The 19330-nt window shown below is 68.6% G+C and carries 18 protein-coding genes; 8 read left to right on the forward strand and 10 right to left on the reverse strand.

Annotated elements, in window-relative coordinates; all coding sequences use genetic code 11:
* Window positions 1–139 precede the first annotated feature (139 nt).
* The 4 genes from ACFW01_RS37500 to ACFW01_RS37515 form a co-directional block, all read right to left on the reverse strand.
* On the reverse strand, window positions 140–649 hold the full coding sequence (locus ACFW01_RS37500) for a hypothetical protein (RefSeq protein WP_234956457.1): 510 nt from the start codon (window positions 647–649) through the stop codon (window positions 140–142).
* A gap of 123 nt (window positions 650–772) precedes the next feature.
* The gene (locus ACFW01_RS37505; RefSeq protein WP_234956456.1) at window positions 773–2035 is read right to left on the reverse strand and encodes an MFS transporter; all 1263 of its coding nucleotides are present in this window, start codon (window positions 2033–2035) and stop codon (window positions 773–775) included.
* 78 nt (window positions 2036–2113) lie between these two features.
* Window positions 2114–3196, reverse strand: a complete 1083-nt coding sequence (locus tag ACFW01_RS37510) for an inositol-3-phosphate synthase (RefSeq protein WP_125491303.1) — start codon at window positions 3194–3196, stop codon at window positions 2114–2116.
* A gap of 44 nt (window positions 3197–3240) precedes the next feature.
* On the reverse strand, window positions 3241–3918 hold the full coding sequence (locus ACFW01_RS37515) for a PadR family transcriptional regulator (protein ID WP_234956455.1): 678 nt from the start codon (window positions 3916–3918) through the stop codon (window positions 3241–3243).
* Between the two features lie 625 nt (window positions 3919–4543).
* Here ACFW01_RS37515 and ACFW01_RS37520 point away from each other — a divergent pair.
* A complete protein-coding gene (locus ACFW01_RS37520) occupies window positions 4544–6904 on the forward strand; it encodes a transglycosylase domain-containing protein (RefSeq protein ID WP_384511235.1) in 2361 nt (786 codons plus the stop codon).
* 130 nt (window positions 6905–7034) lie between these two features.
* Window positions 7035–8543 carry a glycosyltransferase 87 family protein gene (locus ACFW01_RS37525; protein ID WP_234956453.1) on the forward strand — a complete coding sequence of 503 codons (1509 nt, stop codon included), beginning with the start codon at window positions 7035–7037 and terminating at the stop codon, window positions 8541–8543.
* A gap of 77 nt (window positions 8544–8620) precedes the next feature.
* Here ACFW01_RS37525 and ACFW01_RS37530 read toward each other — a convergent pair whose 3' ends face one another.
* The 3 genes from ACFW01_RS37530 to ACFW01_RS37540 form a co-directional block, all read right to left on the reverse strand.
* Window positions 8621–9652 carry an alanine racemase gene (locus tag ACFW01_RS37530; protein WP_234956452.1) on the reverse strand — a complete coding sequence of 344 codons (1032 nt, stop codon included), beginning with the start codon at window positions 9650–9652 and terminating at the stop codon, window positions 8621–8623.
* A 61-nt stretch (window positions 9653–9713) separates the two neighbouring features.
* On the reverse strand, window positions 9714–10835 hold the full coding sequence (gene femX, locus ACFW01_RS37535; protein WP_234956451.1) for a peptidoglycan bridge formation glycyltransferase FemX: 1122 nt from the start codon (window positions 10833–10835) through the stop codon (window positions 9714–9716).
* 136 nt (window positions 10836–10971) lie between these two features.
* Window positions 10972–11277, reverse strand: a complete 306-nt coding sequence (locus ACFW01_RS37540; RefSeq protein ID WP_234956450.1) for a hypothetical protein — start codon at window positions 11275–11277, stop codon at window positions 10972–10974.
* Window positions 11278–11555: 278 nt separating this feature from the next.
* Between ACFW01_RS37540 and rpsF the strand changes: the two genes are divergently transcribed.
* From rpsF to rplI, 4 genes are all read left to right on the forward strand, one after another.
* The gene (gene rpsF, locus ACFW01_RS37545) at window positions 11556–11846 is read left to right on the forward strand and encodes a 30S ribosomal protein S6 (protein ID WP_003975025.1); all 291 of its coding nucleotides are present in this window, start codon (window positions 11556–11558) and stop codon (window positions 11844–11846) included.
* A gap of 79 nt (window positions 11847–11925) precedes the next feature.
* Window positions 11926–12525 carry a single-stranded DNA-binding protein gene (locus ACFW01_RS37550; protein WP_122616540.1) on the forward strand — a complete coding sequence of 200 codons (600 nt, stop codon included), beginning with the start codon at window positions 11926–11928 and terminating at the stop codon, window positions 12523–12525.
* A 44-nt stretch (window positions 12526–12569) separates the two neighbouring features.
* A complete protein-coding gene (rpsR, locus tag ACFW01_RS37555; protein WP_003949403.1) occupies window positions 12570–12806 on the forward strand; it encodes a 30S ribosomal protein S18 in 237 nt (78 codons plus the stop codon).
* An 18-nt stretch (window positions 12807–12824) separates the two neighbouring features.
* Window positions 12825–13271, forward strand: a complete 447-nt coding sequence (rplI, locus tag ACFW01_RS37560; RefSeq protein WP_007388913.1) for a 50S ribosomal protein L9 — start codon at window positions 12825–12827, stop codon at window positions 13269–13271.
* Window positions 13272–13363: 92 nt separating this feature from the next.
* Here rplI and ACFW01_RS37565 read toward each other — a convergent pair whose 3' ends face one another.
* A complete protein-coding gene (locus ACFW01_RS37565; protein WP_234956449.1) occupies window positions 13364–14701 on the reverse strand; it encodes an MATE family efflux transporter in 1338 nt (445 codons plus the stop codon).
* A 459-nt stretch (window positions 14702–15160) separates the two neighbouring features.
* Here ACFW01_RS37565 and dnaB point away from each other — a divergent pair, with 459 nt between their 5' ends.
* Window positions 15161–16639 carry a replicative DNA helicase gene (gene dnaB / locus ACFW01_RS37570; RefSeq protein ID WP_234956448.1) on the forward strand — a complete coding sequence of 493 codons (1479 nt, stop codon included), beginning with the start codon at window positions 15161–15163 and terminating at the stop codon, window positions 16637–16639.
* A 326-nt stretch (window positions 16640–16965) separates the two neighbouring features.
* Window positions 16966–18351 carry a serine hydrolase domain-containing protein gene (locus ACFW01_RS37575; protein WP_234956447.1) on the forward strand — a complete coding sequence of 462 codons (1386 nt, stop codon included), beginning with the start codon at window positions 16966–16968 and terminating at the stop codon, window positions 18349–18351.
* An 81-nt stretch (window positions 18352–18432) separates the two neighbouring features.
* On the opposite strand, the gene ACFW01_RS37580 is transcribed toward ACFW01_RS37575, so the two are convergent.
* Both ACFW01_RS37580 and ACFW01_RS37585 read right to left on the reverse strand, forming a co-directional pair.
* Complete coding sequence (locus ACFW01_RS37580) at window positions 18433–18885, reverse strand: GNAT family N-acetyltransferase (RefSeq protein ID WP_234956446.1); 453 nt, start codon at window positions 18883–18885, stop codon at window positions 18433–18435.
* A gap of 39 nt (window positions 18886–18924) precedes the next feature.
* Entirely contained in the window at window positions 18925–19329 is a 405-nt protein-coding gene (locus ACFW01_RS37585; RefSeq protein ID WP_384511245.1) for a MarR family winged helix-turn-helix transcriptional regulator, read from the reverse strand.
* Window position 19330: the final 1 nt, after the last annotated feature.

Below are 19330 nucleotides of genomic sequence, written 5' to 3' on the forward strand. Positions count from 1 at the left end.
ACGAGAGGGCGCTACGTTTAACGTGAAACGTATCGCCCTCTCTGAGGCACTGCCGCTGTGTCGCCGTCGTACTGCTGCGGGGTCATGTTTCACGTGAAACATGACCCCGCAGCAGTAGTCGGGCTGAGCCCTGGATTTCTCAGGCCTCGCCGAGGCAGAGCAGGAACTCTTCTCCGTCGCCGGTCTCGGCGTAGAAGCCAGTGGCTCCCTCGACCTTCCGGCACTCGGTCTCGGCGGTGGTCGAGGTGAAGTGCCCCTTGACCTTCTCGAGGACCTTGCCCTCCGCCTCCGAGGAGGAGCAGTCCACGACCTCCATGCGGTCCGAGGAGGACGACGCGGACTTCAGGCAGTCGCCCACGCCTGCCTGGTCGGCGTCGTCGCGGCTGGCGATGTACCCGCCCACCGCGACAGCCACGACGATCACGGCGATGACGATGTTCTTGATCATCTTGAAGCTCGGCTTGCGGCGGGCCGGCTCCGGCGGGACCGGCGCGTAGGGCGCACCCTGCGGGGGGACGCCGGGCTGACCGGGCTGCTGCGGGAAGCCCTGCTGCCCCTGCGCGTAGGGGTTCTGTCCCTGGGGCTGCTGCGGAGCCTGCGGCTGGCCCTGGGCGAACGGGTTGCCCTGCGGCGGTGGCTGAGTGGTCACTGGGGGTCCCCCTGGAAAATAGGTACGTGTCGCGGACATGCCGCGAGATAAGACGCACGTAAGTTATCGGGTCCCGCTGACAACTCCCTACTCCAGTAGGGCTCTGTGTCACTGATGTGACACTTACTGGCTCTCAAACCGGGCCATAGCCGTAGCAACAGCTCCGTAGATCACGGCGACCGTCAACACCAGCGGCACTGACCGGCCGTCCGGTGGCAGCATCAGCGCGGCCACTCCGGCGGCGCCGACGAAGGCGACGTTGAAGAGCACGTCGTAGACGGAGAAGATCCGGCCGCGGAAGGAGTCGTCGACCGAGAACTGTACGACCGTGTCGGTCGCGATCTTCGCCCCCTGCGTCGTCAGGCCCAGCACGAACGCCGCCGCGAGCAGCGGCACCGTGGCGAACGGCAGGCCGAGGACCGGCACCAGCACCGCTGCCGCGGCCGCGCACACGGCCATCCAGCGGTCCGGCCCCAGCCGCCCCGCCGCCCAAGGAGTGACGACCGCGGCCGCGAAGAAGCCCGCCCCGGAGACGCCGAGAGCCAGCCCCAGCAGGGCGAGCCCCTCCTCCGTGTCCGAGGTCAGGGCGTACCGGCACAGCATCAGCAGCATGACCAGCAGGGCGCCGTAGCAGAACCGCATGAGTGTCATGCCCGTGAGCGCCCAGGCCGCCTCCCGGCGAGCGGGTGCGGCGAGGTGGCGTACCCCTGCCACCAGGTCGCGGGCGGTGCCGGCGAGCGCGGAGGAGACCCTCGGCGGGATGCGCCCGGGGTCGGGGCCCAGCAGTTCGACGGCGATGCGCAGCGAGGCGAGCGCCCCGCACAGGTACAGGACCGCGCCGAGCAGCACCACGGCCGCGTCGGAGTCCGCGATCACGAGGCGCACGACGAAGGCCAGGCCACCGCCCGCCGTCGCGGCCAGCGTGCCGGCCGTCGGGGAGAGCGAGTTGGCGATCACCAGGCGCTCGGCGTCGACCACCCGGGGCAGCGCGGCGGACAGTCCCGCGAGGACGAAGCGGTTGACGGCGGTGACGCAGAGCGCGGAGACGTAGAAGAGCCAGTCCGGGACGGAGGCGATCATCAGCAGCGCCGTCACCGAGGCCAGCACGGCGCGCAGCAGGTTGCCGTACAGGAAGACCTGGCGGCGGCGCCAGCGGTCCAGCAGGGCGCCGGCGAAGGGGCCCACCAGGGAGTAGGGGAGCAGCAGCACCGCCATCGCGGAGGCGACGGCGGCGGGCGAGGTCTGCTTCTCCGGGGAGAAGACGACGTAGGTGGCGAGCGCGACCTGATAGACGCCGTCGGCGCCCTGGGACAGCAGGCGCACGGCGAGCAGGCGCCGAAAGCCCTTCAGGCGCAGCAGGACGCGCAGGTCACGGACGACGGCCATGGGGCACAGCCTCACATACGGGAAAGGTCCCCGGGTCACGCGACCCGGGGACCTTCTGCGGAGCTGAGCCCTCGCGCGTCAGCGCTCGACCTCGCCCGCGATGAACTTCTCGACGTTGGCACGGGCCTCGTCGTCGAAGTACTGGACCGGCGGGGACTTCATGAAGTAGCTCGACGCCGACAGGATCGGGCCGCCGATGCCGCGGTCCTTGGCGATCTTCGCGGCGCGCAGGGCGTCGATGATGACACCCGCGGAGTTCGGGGAGTCCCAGACCTCGAGCTTGTACTCCAGGTTCAGCGGGACGTCGCCGAACGCGCGGCCCTCCAGGCGGACGTAGGCCCACTTGCGGTCGTCCAGCCACGCGACGTAGTCGGACGGGCCGATGTGGACGTTCTTCTCGCCGAGGTCCCGGTCGGGGATCTGCGAGGTGACGGCCTGCGTCTTGGAGATCTTCTTCGACTCGAGGCGGTCGCGCTCGAGCATGTTCTTGAAGTCCATGTTGCCGCCGACGTTCAGCTGCATCGTGCGGTCCAGGACGACGCCCCGGTCCTCGAACAGCTTCGCCATGACGCGGTGCGTGATGGTGGCGCCGACCTGCGACTTGATGTCGTCACCGACGATCGGGACACCGGCCTCGGTGAACTTGTCCGCCCACTCCTTGGTGCCGGCGATGAAGACCGGGAGGGCGTTGACGAAGGCGACCTTGGCGTCGATGGCGCACTGGGCGTAGTACTTCGCCGCGTCCTCGGAACCGACGGGCAGGTAGCAGACCAGGACGTCGACCTGCTTGTCCTTGAGGACCTTGACGATGTCGGCCGGCTCCTCGGCGGACTCCTCGATGGTCTCGCGGTAGTACTTGCCGAGACCGTCGAGCGTGTGGCCGCGCTGGACCTGGACGCCGCTGTTCGGCACGTCGCAGATCTTGATGGTGTTGTTCTCGGAGGCGCCGATGGCGTCCGCGAGATCCAGGCCCACCTTCTTGGCGTCCACGTCGAAGGCGGCGACGAACTCGATGTCACGGACGTGGTAGTCGCCGAACTGGACGTGCATCAGGCCCGGGACCTTGGACTCCGCATCGGCGTCCTTGTAGTACTCGACGCCCTGAACCAGCGATGCGGCGCAGTTGCCCACACCGACGATGGCTACGCGAACCGAACCCATTCCGGTTGCTCCCTGTGTGTACGAGTGAGGCCCTGACTGGGCGCTCACGTGGCGGTGTCGCCGGGCGTGTCCGGCCGGGGGTCGTCCCCCGGCCGGGGCAGGCCGCCCGTCGCTCCAGATGTCGTGTCCTGATGTGCGGTCCCCTCGGCGGCGGGACCTCGCAGGTCCCGCCCCGCCCGCTCGCTCTCGATGAGCTCGTTCAGCCAGCGCACCTCGCGCTCCACGGACTCCATTCCGTGGCGCTGGAGCTCAAGCGTGTAGTCGTCGAGCCGCTCCCGGGTGCGGGCCAGGGAGGCCCGCATCTTCTCCAGGCGCTCCTCCAGCCGGCTGCGCCGGCCCTCGAGCACGCGCATGCGTACGTCACGCGACGTCTGCCCGAAGAACGCGAAGCGAGCGGCGAACGTCTCGTCGTCGTACGCGTCCGGGCCCGTCTGTGAAAGGAGCTGCTCGAAATGTTCCTTACCATCGGCCGTCAACCGGTAGACGATCTTGGCGCGACGTCCCGTGAGGGAGGCCGCGGCCTCGCCGATGTTCCCGGGTTCCTCGATCAACCAGCCGTTGGCGACCAGCGTCTTGAGGCAGGGATAGAGCGTCCCGTAGCTGAACGCCCGGAACACACCCAGTGATGTGTTGAGCCGTTTACGCAGCTCATAGCCGTGCATGGGGGACTCGCGGAGCAGGCCGAGTACGGCGAACTCGAGGATGCCGGATCGCCGGCTCATCGTCGCCTCCTCTCGCCCTTATGCCGCTCTGATGTATCGACTCGATACATCAGCACGATAGAACGAGGTTGCGCGTGCGACAAGAGCGGGCGTGGTGAACGGGATCACATCAGGGTTTCATCGTGGGCAAGTTGCCTGATTTGAGGTGAACTTCGGGACTCGGGGGTTTTGACGGTGCGTAGTCTGTGCGCCATGCAAACCACCGGGAACCGTGTGACGCCCGGGGGCGTCCCTGTCCCTGGTGCAGTACGGGTGAATGCGGAAGGGGCCGCATCCGTACTTCGGGGGGACCGGAAACCAGCCGCCTTTTCCAGGTGCGCAAAGGTGCGCCTGCCCGAGGAGTAGTCGTTCGATGAGCGAGCACCGTCGCAAAGCGCCGCAGCCGCAGGGAGGCGGACGTGCCGCGGCCCGACGCGGTCAGTCCGGCTCGTCCTCCGGCCGCCGTGCGGCGCCGCGAGGCGCCACAGGGTCTCCGTCCGGCTCGTACGGTCCGGAGAGCGAGGAACGCCCGTACGGCAGTCGCGCCGAAGCCCGGCGCGCGGCACAGCGGGGCGGTGGCCGCCGCAGAGCGGCCGAGCCGGGCCGAGGTGGCCGGCGGGCCGCCGCCGTGGCCGGTAAGAAGCGGATGATCGACTATCCGCGCTACGACCGGGACGGGTGGCGCCGCTGGGTGCCCTCCTGGAAGCTCGTCTCCGGGCTGTGCATCGGCTTCTTCGGCACCATGGTGGCCGCCGCGGGCATCGCCTACGCCATGGTGAGCGTCCCCGTCATCGACGACTCCGCCACCGCGCAGAACAACGTCTACTACTGGGCCGACGGCAGCCGGATGGTCGCCACGGGCGGCGAGCGCAACCGGCAGAGCGTCAGCCTCTCCCAGATCCCCAAGGAGATGCGCAACGCGATCATCTCCCAGGAGAACAAGACCTTCTACACGGACAGCGGCATCGACCCCAAGGGCATCGCCCGCGCCGTGTTCAACATGGCCAAGGGCGGTGACACCCAGGGCGGCTCCACCATCACCCAGCAGTACGTGAAGAACGCCATGCTGAACGACCAGTCGCAGACGATCTCCCGCAAGGTGAAGGAGATCTTCGTCTCGATCAAGGTCGGCACCGAGGAGCCCAAGGACAAGATCCTCGAGGGCTACCTCAACTCCGCGTACTACGGCCGCGGCGCCTACGGCATCCAGGCCGCCTCACGGGCGTACTTCAACGTGGACGCCGTCGACCTGAACGCCGGGCAGTGCGCCTTCCTGTCGGCGGTCCTCAAGGGCGCCACGTACTACGACCCGGCGGGCTCGACCTCGATCGACACGGCGGCCACGCCCGAGGCCAACCAGAAACGCGCCAAGAACCAGATGCAGGACACCCTCGACAAGATGGTGGAGTACGGGCATCTGAGCCAGGCGGACCGGGCGAAGTACACCGAACTCCCCAAGTGGAAGAACCCGGAGTCGAACGCCCAGCTCGGCGGCCAGATCGGCTACCTCGTCAGGCTGGCGAAGTCCTCTGTGATCAAGAACGACGTGGTGTCGGAGCAGCAGCTGGAGAAGGGCGGCTACTCGATCTACACGACCTTCGACAAGAAGAAGGTCGACGAGCTCGAGAAGGCCGTCCAGAAGGTCTACAAGAAGAACATCGACCCCAAGAAGCGCCCCGACAAGGACACCCACGTCCAGTTCGGCGGGGCTTCGGTGAACCCCGAGACGGGTGCCATCGAGGCCATCTACGGCGGTGAGGACGCCACCAAGCACTTCACCAACAACGCCGACGTCACCGGCGCCCAGGTCGGCTCGACCTTCAAGCCGTACGTGCTCGCGGCGGCGATGAAGTGGGGCGTGCGTGATCCCGACGGCGCCGAGACCCAGCCCCAGGACGAGCGCACGGTCGTCTCTCCGAAGAGCCTGTACAGCGGCAAGAACAACCTCAAGATCAAGAACTACGACGGGTCGATCTGGCAGAACGAGAAGGGCGAGCAGTGGCGCCAGGAGAACGACGGCAAGGACTCCGTCGGTGAGGCGCCCGACTACCAGATCGACCTTCGCGAGGCCATGCGGGAATCGGTGAACTCCGCGTTCGTCCAGCTCGGCATGGACGTCGGATTGGACAAGGTCAAGGAGTCCGCGGTCGACTCGGGCCTCCTGGAGAACAGCCTGGCGGGAGCGGGTTACCCCTCGTTCTCCATCGGTGTCTCGGACCCGAGTGCCATCCGTATGGCGGGCTCGTACGCCACCTTCGCGGACAGCGGCAAGCAGCGTGATCCGTTCTCGGTCACCAAGGTGACGAACAAGGACGGCACGCTCTTCTCGCACAAGGTGGAGACCAAGCAGGCGTTCACCGCGAAGGTCGCGGACAACGTCACGGACGTCCTCAAGACCGTCGTCGAGGAAGGCACGGGCACCAACGCCCAGCTCCAGGGGCGCGAGGTGGCGGGCAAGACCGGTACGACGGACGGCAACAAGTCGGCCTGGTTCGTCGGCTACACCCCGCAGCTGTCGACCGCGATCAGCATGTTCCGCTACCCGGACGACGAGACCATCAAGAACCGTTCGTTCCTGGAGATGTACGGAACGGGTGGCGAGGAGAAGATCCACGGTGCGTCCTTCCCGTCCGTGATCTGGCAGGACTACATGGAGGACGCGCTGAAGGGCGAGAAGGCCGAGAGGTTCCCGAAGCCCGAGCCCATCGGCGAGGTCATCAACGACACCCCGTCGCCGACGCCGACTCCCTCGCCCTCGGTGACGGAGGAGAAGCCGAGTCCGTCCCCGACGCCGTCGCCCAGCGAGACGGAGGTCACCCCCTCCCCCACGCCGACCGAGTCCTGCGGTCCCTTCGACTTCAAATGCGACGACGGGAACAACGGCGGCAGCGACAACGGCGGCAACGACGCAGGGGGGACAGGGAACAGTCCATCGCCCTCGACATCACCCAGTGAAACGGGCGGTGAAGAGGACGGCGGCGGATTCATCCGGGGCCCGAACGGCTAGCCGTCAAAACGTCCGGCTTGACTGTTTCACGTGAAACACGGGGAACAGTCGTAAGTTTCACGTGAAACAGGGGCCGCCGCATCCATCAGGGTGCGGCGGCCCCCACGTGTTCCCAGGTGCGTACGGCAGGATGTGCCCCATGCCCAGTGCAGAATCGACGCCAGCCAGCGTGCACGAGCCGGACCCGGTGCGGCCGACCAGGGAGGACACGGTCGCCGCGGCCGGCAGTGAGCTGATCGGCGGTCCCATGGGCCGACGCGCCCTGCTCGGCAGGTCCTGGTGGACCCCCGTGCGCGTGATCGCACTCGTGGCGATCGGCATGTTCGCCCTCGGTCTGGTCCAGAAGGCACCCTGCTACAACGGAGCCTGGTTCTTCGGCGCCAGTTCCCAGTACACGCACGCGTGCTACTCGGACATTCCGCACCTCTACCAGGGGCGTGGCTTCGTCGACGGACTCGTGCCGTACTTCGACAAGCTCCCCGGCGACATGGAGTACCTGGAGTACCCCGTGCTGACCGGTGTGTTCATGGAGGTGGCGACCTGGCTCACGCCGGGCAGCGGCACCATCCAGGACCAGGAGCAGTGGTACTGGATGGTCAACGCCGGGATGCTCATGGTCTGCGCGGCCGTCATCGCGGTCTGCGTCACCCGCACGCACACCCGGCGCCCCTGGGACGGTCTGCTGGTCGCTCTGGCGCCCGCCTTCGCGCTGACCGCCACCGTCAACTGGGACCTGCTGGCGGTCGCCCTGACGGCCGCCGCGATGCTGATGTGGTCACGGGAGCGCCCCCTGGCCTTCGGTGTGCTGCTGGGCCTCGCCACGGCCGCCAAGCTCTATCCCTTCCTGATTCTCGGCCCCCTGCTCGTCCTGTGCTGGCGCGCGGGCAGATGGCGGGAGTTCGGGAAGGCCCTGGGAGGCGCGGCCGGCGCCTGGCTCGTGGTCAACCTGCCGGTGATGCTGTTCGCCTTCGACGGCTGGTCGAAGTTCTACACGTTCAGCCAGGAACGCGGCGTGGACTTCGGTTCCTTCTGGCTGATCCTGGTCCAGAACACCGACAGCCCGCCCAGCACCGAGACCGTCAACACCCTTGCCACGTTGCTGATGCTGCTGTGCTGCGGCGCCGTCGCGGCGCTCACGCTGGCCGCCCCCCGGCGTCCGCGCTTCGCCCAGCTGGCCTTCCTGATCGTGGCGGCCTTCATCCTCACCAACAAGGTCTACTCACCGCAGTACGTGCTGTGGCTGGTGCCGCTGGCCGCGCTGGCCCGGCCGAAGTGGCGGGACTTCCTGATCTGGCAGGCATGCGAGGTGGTCTACTTCCTCGGCATCTGGATGTACCTCGCGTACACGACCAGCGGAGACGCCCACAAGGGCCTGCCCACGGACGGCTACCACTGGGCCATCGCCGTGCACCTGCTGGGAACGCTGTTCCTCTGCGTGATGGTGGTGCGCGACATCCTGATGCCGGACCGGGACCCGGTCCGGCGGACGGGCGACGACGACCCGTCGGGCGGCGTGCTCGACGGCGCCGAGGACGCCTTCGTCCTGGGCCCCGCCGCGCAGCCCGATCAGCACACGGCCCGCTTCGAGGGCCCACGGGTGAAGTGGGGCACGCGTCGGCCGACGGGCAGTTCGCTCTGAGCGAACGGTGCGGGGCCGTGCATGGAGAAGGGCCGTACACGGAAACGCCGTGTACGGCCCCTGACTCGGCCGGCGCGCTAGCGGTCGAGGATGCGGTCGAACTGAGTGGTGGTGTGCCGCAGATGGGCCACCAGCTCGTCGCCCACCGTCGGCTCCGCCGCGTCCGAGGGCACGAACAGGATCGACACCTGCATGTGCGGAGGCTCCGCGAACCAGCGCTGCTTGCCGCTCCAGACGAACGGCGAGAGGTTGCGGTTGACCGTGGCGAGGCCGGCCCGGGCGACGCCCTTGGCCCGCGGCATGACGCCGTGCAGCGCCTTCGGAGCCTCCAGACCCACACCGTGCGACGTACCGCCCGCCACGACCACCAGGAAGCCGTCCGAGGCGGCCCTCTGCTGCCGGTAGCCGAAGCGCTCGCCCTTGGCGACCCGCGTGACGTCCAGGACCGCACCGCGGTACTCGGTCGCCTCGTGATCGCCCAGCCACAGCCGCGTGCCGATCCGGGCGCGGAAGCGGGTCTGCGGGAACTGCTGCTGGAGCCGGGCCAGTTCATCGGCCTTGAGGTGGCTGACGAACATGGTGTGCAGCGGCAGCCGGGCCGCGCGCAGCCGGTCCATCCAGCCGATGACCTCCTCGACGGCGTCCGAGCCGTCGGTACGGTCGAGCGGCAGGTGGATGGCGAAGCCCTCCAGCCGGACGTTCTCTATGGCGGCGTGCAGCTGGGGCAGATCCTGCTCGCTGATGCCGTGCCGCTTCATCGAGGACATCACCTCGATGACCACACGGGCGCCGACGAGGCCGTACACGCCGTCGATGGAGGAGACCGAGCGCACGACGCGGTCGGGCAGCGGAACGGGCTCCTCGCCGCGCCGGTACGGCGTCAGGACCAATAGGTCACCACCGAAGAAGTCCTTGATCCGGGCGGCCTCGTAGGTGGTGCCCACGGCCAGCACGTCCGAGCCGAGCCGGGTCGCCTCCTCCGCCAGCCGCTCGTGCCCGAAGCCGTAGCCATTGCCCTTGCAGACCGGGACCAGCCCGGGGAACTGCTCCTGCACGTGCTTGTGATGCGCCCGCCAGCGCGCGGTGTCGACGTAGAGCGTGAGCGCCATGGCCGGACCTGGAACCTTTCTGGTGGCTGTCAGAGGTGCGGGATGAGGGGTGGGTGCGGGGTCAGCGGCGCGACATGTACATGTCGAGCGCCTTGTGGAGCAGCTTGTTCAGCGGGAAGTCCCACTCGCCGAGGTACTCGGCCGCCTGACCGCCCGTACCCACCTTGAACTGGATCAGACCGAAGAGGTGGTCGCTCTCGTCCAGGGAGTCGGAGATGCCGCGCAGGTCGTAGACGGTCGCACCGAGCGCGTAGGCGTCGCGGAGCATCGCCCACTGCATGGCGTTCGACGGCCGGACCTCGCGGCCGATGTTGTCGGAGGCGCCGTAGGAGTACCAGACGTGACCGCCGACCACCAGCATCGTCGCCGCCGACAGGTTCACCCCGTTGTGCCGGGCGAAGTACAGCCGCATGCGGTTGGGGTCCTCGTTGTTGAGGGCCGCCCACATGCGCTGGAAGTACGACAGCGGACGCGGCCGGAAGTGGTCGCGCACGGCCGTGATCTCGTACAGGCGCTGCCACTCCTCAAGGTCGTGGTAGCCGCCCTGGACGACCTCGACGCCGGCCTTCTCGGCCTTCTTGATGTTGCGGCGCCAGAGCTGGTTGAAGTTCTTGTGGACCTCTTCCAGGGACCGGTTGGCCAGCGGCACCTGGAAGACGTAGCGGGGCTGCACGTCGCCGAAGCCGGCGCCGCCGTCCTCGCCCTGCTGCCAGCCCATGCGGCGTAGCTTGTCGGCCACCTCGAAGGCGCGCGGCTCGATGTGGTCGGCCTCTATGTCCCGCAGGCGCTTGACGTCGGGGTCCTGGATGCCCTTCTTGATGGACGCGGCGTCCCAGCGCCGGATGATCACCGGCGGGCCCATCTTCACCGAGAAGGCGCCCTGCTGCTTGAGGTGCGCCAGCATCGGCTCCATCCACTCCTGGAGGTTCGGCGCGAACCAGTTGATGACCGGGCCCTCGGGGAGGTAGGCGAGGTAGCGCTTGATCTTGGGCAGCTGCCGGTACAGCACCAGACCCGCGCCGACCAGCTCACCGGTCCGGTCGTCGAACCAGCCGAGGTTCTCCGAGCGCCACTCGGCCTTGACGTCTGCCCATGCGGGGACCTGCATGTGACTAGCCGCCGGCAGGCTCTGGATGTAGGCCAGATGCTGCTCGCGGCTGATGGTCCTCAGGGTCAGGCTCATTCGGGGCGCTCCTCGGGCTGGTGTGTCCCCATGGGTACAGGGGCTCCGGCTCTCGCGCGAAGCCTACTGCGCCCTGTGAGCGCCCCGTCCGGCGTACGGCTGGAAGGCGTGGTCCGGCGGTCGGACGGCGAAGAGCTCAGGGGATGAGGCCGCCGTGGTAGATGCCGAAGAACAGTCCGGCCGCGGAGGCCCCGAGGCCCAGCACCAGACCGAAGCGCTCCCGCGTCGTCTCGGAGACGTACTGCCCGTATCCGCCGGTCAGGACCCCGAGAAGTCCCGCCCAGGAGGTCAGGACGTGCAGTCCTCGGAAGCTCGCCGTGGCGAGGGCGAGCACCGCGAGCACCAGGGTCACGGCCAGCAGCGCGTGCTGGAGAGGGTGTGGTTTGCCGTCGGTGGCCAGCAGCCCGGTCCGGGGCCTTGCCGGTCGCATGATCTGTGCCATGGGGAACCTCCTGCCGAAGGCAGTGTGTCTTCGCCCTATCACATCCGGTGAGTATCGATTGTGTCCCCTCAGGGCCGGATTTCAACCGCAAGCGCGCGGCCGGGTACTCTGTACCTTCTGCACTGGTGTCCTCTGCCTCCCACGGCCGGGCCGCCTCCCTGGAGGAGGCCCGATTGTCAGTGGGTCCTGGTTTACTCGTTGATACCGGTGCCAACGCATCGCAACCCTCCTGCCACGGAACGACCGTGGCCGCTGAGTCCAAAGGAGGTGGGTTCCACATGCGTCACTACGAGGTGATGGTCATCCTCGACCCCGATCTCGAGGAGCGTTCTGTCTCCCCGCTGATCGAGAACTTCCTCTCTGTCGTCCGTGACGGCGGCGGAAAGGTCGAGAAGGTCGACACCTGGGGCCGTCGTCGTCTCTCGTACGAGATCAAGAAGAAGCCCGAGGGCATCTACTCGGTCATCGACCTGCAGGCCGAGCCTGCGGTCGTCAAGGAGCTCGACCGCCAGATGAACCTGAACGAGTCGGTCCTCCGGACCAAGGTCCTCCGTCCCGAGATGCACTGAGCTTCCGCTCAGCTGATCCCGGGATCCGAGTAGCAGCAACCAAGCAGCCAGAGCAGCAAACCCGCCGAGAGGTACCCCCATGGCAGGCGAGACCGTCATCACGGTCGTCGGCAATCTTGTCGACGACCCCGAGCTGCGCTTCACCCCGTCCGGTGCGGCCGTCGCGAAGTTCCGTGTCGCGTCGACCCCCCGCACCTTCGACCGCCAGACCAACGAGTGGAAGGACGGCGAGAGCCTCTTCCTCACCTGCTCGGTCTGGCGTCAGGCGGCGGAGAACGTCGCCGAGTCGCTCCAGCGAGGCATGCGCGTCATCGTGCAGGGCCGGCTGAAGCAGCGGTCCTACGAGGACCGTGAGGGCGTCAAGCGCACGGTCTACGAGCTGGACGTCGACGAGGTCGGCGCCAGCCTGCGCAGTGCCACGGCCAAGGTCACCAAGACCTCGGGCCAGGGCCGCGGTGGCCAGGGCGGTTACGGCGGCGGTGGCGGCCAGGGTGGCGGCGGCTGGGGCGGCGGCCCCGGTGGCGGCCAGCAGGGCGGCGGAGCTCCGGCCGACGACCCCTGGGCGACCGGCGCTCCCGCCGGTGGCCAGCAGGGCGGCGGCGGTCAGGGCGGCGGCTGGGGCGGTGGCTCCAGCGGCTCCGGCGGCGGTGGCGGCTACTCGGACGAGCCCCCCTTCTAGGGCGGGCTCCACCCCACACTTCTTGATCACACAGGAGAAACATCATGGCTAAGCCGCCTGTGCGCAAGCCGAAGAAGAAGGTCTGTGCGTTCTGCAAGGACAAGGTCACGTACGTGGACTACAAGGACACGAACATGCTGCGGAAGTTCATTTCCGACCGCGGCAAGATCCGTGCCCGCCGCGTGACCGGCAACTGCACCCAGCACCAGCGTGACGTCGCCACGGCCGTGAAGAACAGCCGTGAGATGGCGCTGCTGCCCTACACCTCCACCGCGCGATAAGGGAAGGGTGACCGAACAATGAAGATCATCCTCACCCACGAGGTCTCCGGCCTCGGTGCCGCGGGCGACGTCGTCGACGTCAAGGACGGTTACGCTCGCAACTACCTGATCCCGCGGAAGTTCGCGATCCGCTGGACCAAGGGTGGCGAGAAGGACGTCGAGCAGATTCGTCGCGCTCGCAAGATCCACGAGATCCAGACCATCGAGCAGGCCAACCAGGTGAAGGCCCAGCTCGAGGGTGTGAAGGTCCGTCTGGCCGTCCGCTCCGGCGACGCCGGTCGTCTCTTCGGTTCCGTTACCCCGGCCGATGTCGCTTCGGCGATCAAGGCTGCCGGTGGCCCCGAGGTCGACAAGCGCCGCATCGAGCTGGGCTCGCCGATCAAGACCCTGGGCGCTCACGAGACGTCCGTGCGTCTGCACCCCGAGGTTGACGCCAAGGTCAGCGTCGAGGTCGTCGCTGCCTGAGCGCTCTGCTCTCGCTGAAGCGATGTGAGAGGGGGCCGTATCTCCCGACCGGGAGATACGGCCCCCTCTTCATGGTGTTTCACGTGAAACGGTCACCGCGTCGCGCCCGTGACGATCCACCGACCCGACCTGGTGCGCAGCCACAGCGTCACCAGACGCATCGCCATCATCAGCGTCATGGCCGCCCACAGCACGGTGAGCCCTCCGCCGACGGCGGGCACGAGGAGGGCCGCGGGGGTGAAGACCGCCAGGGTCAGCAGCATCGCCCAGGCCAGGTACGGGCCGTCACCCGCACCCATCAGGACACCGTCCAGGACGTAGACCACTCCGCAGATCGGCTGCGCGACGGCCACGATCACCAGCGCCGGCAGTGCGGCGTCCTTGACCGCGGAGTCACTGGTGAACAAGGGCAGAAACGCTGGGCGGGAGAGCACCACGAGCAGTCCGAGTACGACGCCGACCGCGACACCCCACTCCACCATCCTGCGGCAGGCTTCGCGGGCACCCTTGGCGTCCCCGGCGCCCAGGTAGCGTCCGATGATGGCCTGACCGGCGATGGCGATGGCATCGAGGGCGAAGGCCATCAGGCTCCACAGGGACAGGATGATCTGGTGGGCCGCGATGTCGGCGTCACCGAGGCGGGCCGCCACGGCCGTCGCGATCATGAGAATCGCCCGCAGCGAGAGCGTGCGCACGAGCAGCGGCATCCCGGCCTGAGCGGATGCCCGGATGCCGGCGGCGTCCGGACGCAGGGACGCCCCGTGGCGTCGCGCCCCGCGCACCACGACCCACAGGTACACCGCGGCCATGCCGTACTGAGCGATGACGGTGCCCCAGGCGGATCCCGCGATGCCGAGGCCGGCGCCGTACACGAGCAGGACGTTGAGGACGGCGTTCGCGAGGAAGCCGCCTATGGCCACGTAGAGCGGGGTCCGGGTGTTCTGGAGTCCGCGCAGGACACCGGTCGCGGCGAGCACGACGAGCATGGCGGGGATGCCGAGGGAGGCGATGCGCAGATAGGTGATGGCGTACGGGGCCGCCGTGTCGGAGGCGCCGAAGAGTTCCACGAGCGACGGGGCCGTGGGCAGTACGACGGCGATGACGGCGGCTCCGAGCAGCAGCGCCAGCCAGATGCCGTCCATGCCCTGGCGGATAGCGGCCTGGAGGTCGCCCGCGCCGACGCGTCGGGAGACGCCCGCCGTGGTGGCGTAGGCGAGGAAGACGAACACGCTGACGGCTGTGGTGAGCAGGGCCGAGGCGATCCCGAGTCCGGCGAGTTGCGCGGTGCCGAGATGGCCGACGATCGCACTGTCGGCCATCACGAAAAGGGGCTCGGCGACGAGCGCGCCGAAGGCCGGAACGGCCAGCGCGACGATCTCTCGGTCGTGCCGGCGCCGGACGGTTCGGGGACGCGCGGGGGCCTGTGTCATGAGCACCAATCTAATCGTCCACAGGTAAGAGATGCAAAGCTTTTGAGACCCTTACGGATCGTCTCACCCCGTGCACTTCTGGGCACCGTTCGAAGTGATCTTGAGCTGACCGGGCAAGTTTTTCTTCTGCACAGGCCGTGGACGGTGAAGTTGCAGGTCAGGATGGCTTCTGCGATCAGGGTGCGGGCTTGTTCACAGGGCTGTCCACCGGGTCGTGCACAGGTTTGGCGGAGTTCTCCACAGCATCTGGCCCGTCGTCCACATGGCCTGTGGATAACCAGATTGGCTGACGGTGCCGACCGGCCTACGGTGGTCCGGCGCCCGCTCCGTCCGTCGCCCTGTGAACCATCACAAAACCGACGCGCCAGAACCGGAGTTGGGCGTCTTATTTGTCAGTGCCGTGCCGTAGAAATGAGGGGCACGGCGAGGTCCGCTCGGCGGACGGGAGGAGGTGGCTCGGTGAGCATTTCCGAGCCCTTGGACGACCCGTGGGCCGACAGCGGTCCCAGTGATCGTCTGCCTGCTTCCCGTCGGCGCGGTGACGGGGGCCTCAGCCGCGACGAGCAGCACGAGCGCGGCGCGGACAACGGCTCGTGGGACGGCGGCGGGCCGTCGTTCGAGCGAGTCCCCCCGCAGGACCTGGACGCCGAGCAGTCCGTCCTCGGCGGCATGCTCTTGTCCAAGGACGCCATCGCCGACGTCGTCGAGATCCTCAAGGGCCACGACTTCTACAAGCCCGCCCACGAGACGGTCTACCAGGCCGTCCTCGACGTCTACGCCAAGGGCGAGCCGGCCGACCCCATCACGATCGCGGCCGAACTCACCAAGCGCGGTGAGATCAACAAGGTCGGCGGCGCCTCGTATCTGCACACCCTCGTCCAGACCGTGCCGACGGCCGCGAACGCCGCCTATTACGCGGAGATCGTGCACGAGCGGGCCGTCCTGCGCCGCCTGGTGGAGGCCGGCACCCGGATCACGCAGATGGGGTACGCGGCGGACGACGACGTCGACGAGATCGTCAACCGCGCCCAGGCCGAGATCTACGCCGTCACCGAGCAGCGCACCAGCGAGGACTACCTGCCGCTCGGCGACATCATGGAGGGGGCGCTCGACGAGATCGAGGCGATCGGTTCGCGCAGTGGCGAGATGACCGGTGTGCCCACGGGCTTCACGGACTTCGACTCGCTGACCAACGGCCTGCACCCCGGTCAGATGATCGTCATCGCCGCCCGCCCCGCCATGGGCAAGTCGACGCTCGCGCTGGACTTCGCCCGCGCGGCGTCGATCAAGAACAATCTCCCGAGCGTCATCTTCTCGCTCGAAATGGGGCGCAACGAGATCGCGATGCGTCTGCTGTCCGCCGAGGCCCGCGTGGCGCTGCACCACATGCGGTCCGGCACGATGACGGACGACGACTGGACCCGCCTGGCCCGCCGGATGCCTGACGTCTCGGCGGCCCCGCTCTACATCGACGACTCCCCGAACCTGTCGATGATGGAGATCCGGGCCAAGTGCCGCCGTCTCAAGCAGCGCAACGACATCAGGCTCGTGGTCATCGACTATCTCCAGCTGATGCAGTCCGGCGGCTCCAAGCGCGCCGAGAGCCGTCAGCAGGAGGTCTCGGACATGTCCCGCAACCTCAAGCTCCTGGCCAAGGAGCTGGAGGTCCCGGTCATCGCGCTCTCCCAGCTGAACCGTGGTCCCGAGCAGCGCACCGACAAGAAACCGATGGTCTCCGACCTGCGTGAGTCCGGTTCGATCGAGCAGGACGCCGACATGGTCATCCTGCTGCACCGCGAGGACGCCTACGAGAAGGAGTCCCCGCGCGCGGGCGAGGCCGACCTGATCGTGGCCAAGCACCGTAACGGCCCGACGGCGACGATCACGGTCGCCTTCCAGGGTCACTACTCGCGGTTCGTGGACATGGCGCAGACCTGAGCGCGGGTCTGCCGGCCCGGCTGGAACGACCGTGTCGTCGCAAGGCGCGATCAGCGCGGTGAACCGCGCGTCCCAGCCGGGGAGCAGTTCGATCAGCCGGGCCCGGGCGGCAGGCGGGTCGTCGAATGGATCCCGCTGAGCGAGGTCGCCGACCGGCGTGCGGCGCGGGCCACCGGGATGGACGAGCGGCGTTGGCGGACCTCACTCGGGCCCTGCCTGGAGCGGACCTTTGCCACGGGCCGCTTCCCCCGCACTGGCCCAGGCCACGGGCCCGGCTGGGACGTAATCGGCTCGACGTGGACCGCCCGGGAGGGTGGACTGGGGGCATGACGACACCTCAGGATGAGCTGCTTCCCGCCACCCGTCGGCAGTTGCTGCACCGGATTGCCGTGGCACAGACCGAGGGGCGTACGCCCTCGCTCGTGGCGGCGGTTGTCCGGGGCGGGCGGACTGTGTGGCACGGTGCGCGGACCTCGGTCGACGGGCACGGCCCCGACGAGAACGTGCAGTACCGCATCGGCTCGATCACCAAGACGTTCACGGCTGTTCTCGTCCTGCGGCTGCGTGACGAGGGCCTGCTCGACCTCGGTGACCCTCTGGAGAAGCATCTGCCGGGTACCGGGGCGGGTGAGGCCACGATCGCCGAGCTGCTGGCCCATTCGGGCGGACTGGCCGCCGAGTCGCCGGCGCCGTGGTGGGAGCGGACGCCGGGATCACTGCGGCCCGAGCTCGCCGACGTGCTGGGCAAGCGGCCGCTGCTGCACCCGGTGGGCCGCCGGCACCACTATTCCAACCCCGGCTACACCCTGCTCGGTGCGCTGGTCGAGCAGCTTCGCGGTGCCTCGTGGGAGGACGTGCTGCGGCGGGAGGTGCTGGAACCGCTGGGCCTCGGGCGCACGGCCACGCGCCCGAGCGCTCCGCACGCGGGTGGCTGGGCGGTGCATCCCTGGGCCGACGTGATGCTGCCCGAGCCGGCCGAGGATCTCGGCAGGATGGCCCCCGCCGGTCAACTCTGGTCCACCACCGGGGATCTGGCGCGGTTCGCCGTCTTTCTGACGTCGGGGGACGACCGGGTCCTGGGCGCGGACACCGTCCGGGAGATGCGGGCCCCCGCCGCAGCGGTGGAGGCCGCGGACGTCGCCGACGGCGCGGCGTACGGCCTGGGGCTGCAGATCCAGTACCGGGACGGGCGGCTGCTCGTGGGGCACTCCGGCTCCCTGCCGGGCTTCCTGGCCAACCTCACCATCGCCGTGGAGGACGACATCGCCGCGGTGGTGCTGACCAACTGCACCTCAGGACCGCTGCTCGGCGGGGTGGGTGCCGACCTCGTGCGTATCGTCGCCGAGGCGGAACCCCGGATCCCCGAACCGTGGCGTCCGCTGCCGCAGGCGGACACCTCCGTACTGGAGTTGGCCGGCCAGTGGTACTGGGGGACGCACGCCTTCGCCCTCCGGCTGACCTCCGACGGGGGAGTGTCGCTTGAGCCCCTGTCGGGTCAGGGCCGACGGTCGCGCTTCCGGGCCAACGGTGACGGGACCTGGACGGGCCTGGAGGGCTACTACGCCGGGGAGCTGCTGGAGGCGGTACGGCGTCCCGACGGAAGTGTGAGCCACCTGGACCTGGGATCGTTCGTCTTCACTCGGCAGCCGTACGAAGCGGGTTCCCCCGTACCGGGCGGGGTGGACCCGGAGGGCTGGCGAGGGATCGGCTAGGCGCTGTCCCATGGCTGTGGGGCCCTGTTTCACGTGAAACAGGGCCCCACAGCCATGGGCGCTCCGGATGGGAGTGCTTGCTCACAGTTGGAGCTTGAACCCCGTGTGCGAGGACGAGAAGCCCAGGCGCTCATAGAAGCGGTGGGCGTCGGCGCGGGTCTTGTCGGACGTGAGCTGCACCAGCTGGCATCCCTGCCGCCGGGACTCGTCGATCGCCCACTCGATGAGCTGTGTGCCCAGGCCGCTGCCGCGCTCGTCGGCATGGATGCGTACACCTTCGATGATCGACCGGGTGGCGCCGCGCCGGGACAGGCCGGGGACGATCGTCAACTGGAGGGTGCCGACGACACGGCTGTCACGGACGGCGACGACCACATGCTGGTTCGGATCGGCGTCGAGCCGTTCGAACGCGGCGAGATACGGGTCCAGGTCGTCCGGTGACTCCCGCTGGGCGCCCAAGGGGTCGTCGGCGAGCATCGCGACGACCGCCGGGATGTCCGCCGCGGTGGTCCGGCGTATTTCAAGATCTGCCATGACCGCACCCTATGTCCGTGGGCCGCGCTCCGAGTCGGGCTAGGCGGGCACCGGCGCCTTGAGGGTCTCCACGGCCCGGACCAGCGGGGCCAGGTCGGGGTTGGTGGCCGCCTCGTCGAGGGCCTCGCGCAGCGCGGCGTCGTTGGTGGGCCGGGCCTCGTCCAGCAGCTTGACGCCGGCCGCGGTGACGTTGGTGTAGATACCGCGACGGTCCGTGGGGCACAGGTAGCGCTCGAGCAGCCCGCGGTCCTCGAGCCGGGTGACCAGGCGGGTCGTCGCGCTCTGGCTGAGCACGACGGCGTCGGCGACCTGCTTCATCTGCAGGTGCCCTCCGTCGCCGTCGTGCTGCCGGCTGAGCACGTCGAGCAGGGAGTACTCGCGCACGCTCAGGTCGTGCCCGGCCTGCAGCGCGCGCTCGATGTGGGCCTCGATCCTCCCGTGCAGC

This window comes from Streptomyces sp. NPDC058985 (assembly GCF_042740985.1).
GTDB lineage: Bacteria > Actinomycetota > Actinomycetes > Streptomycetales > Streptomycetaceae > Streptomyces.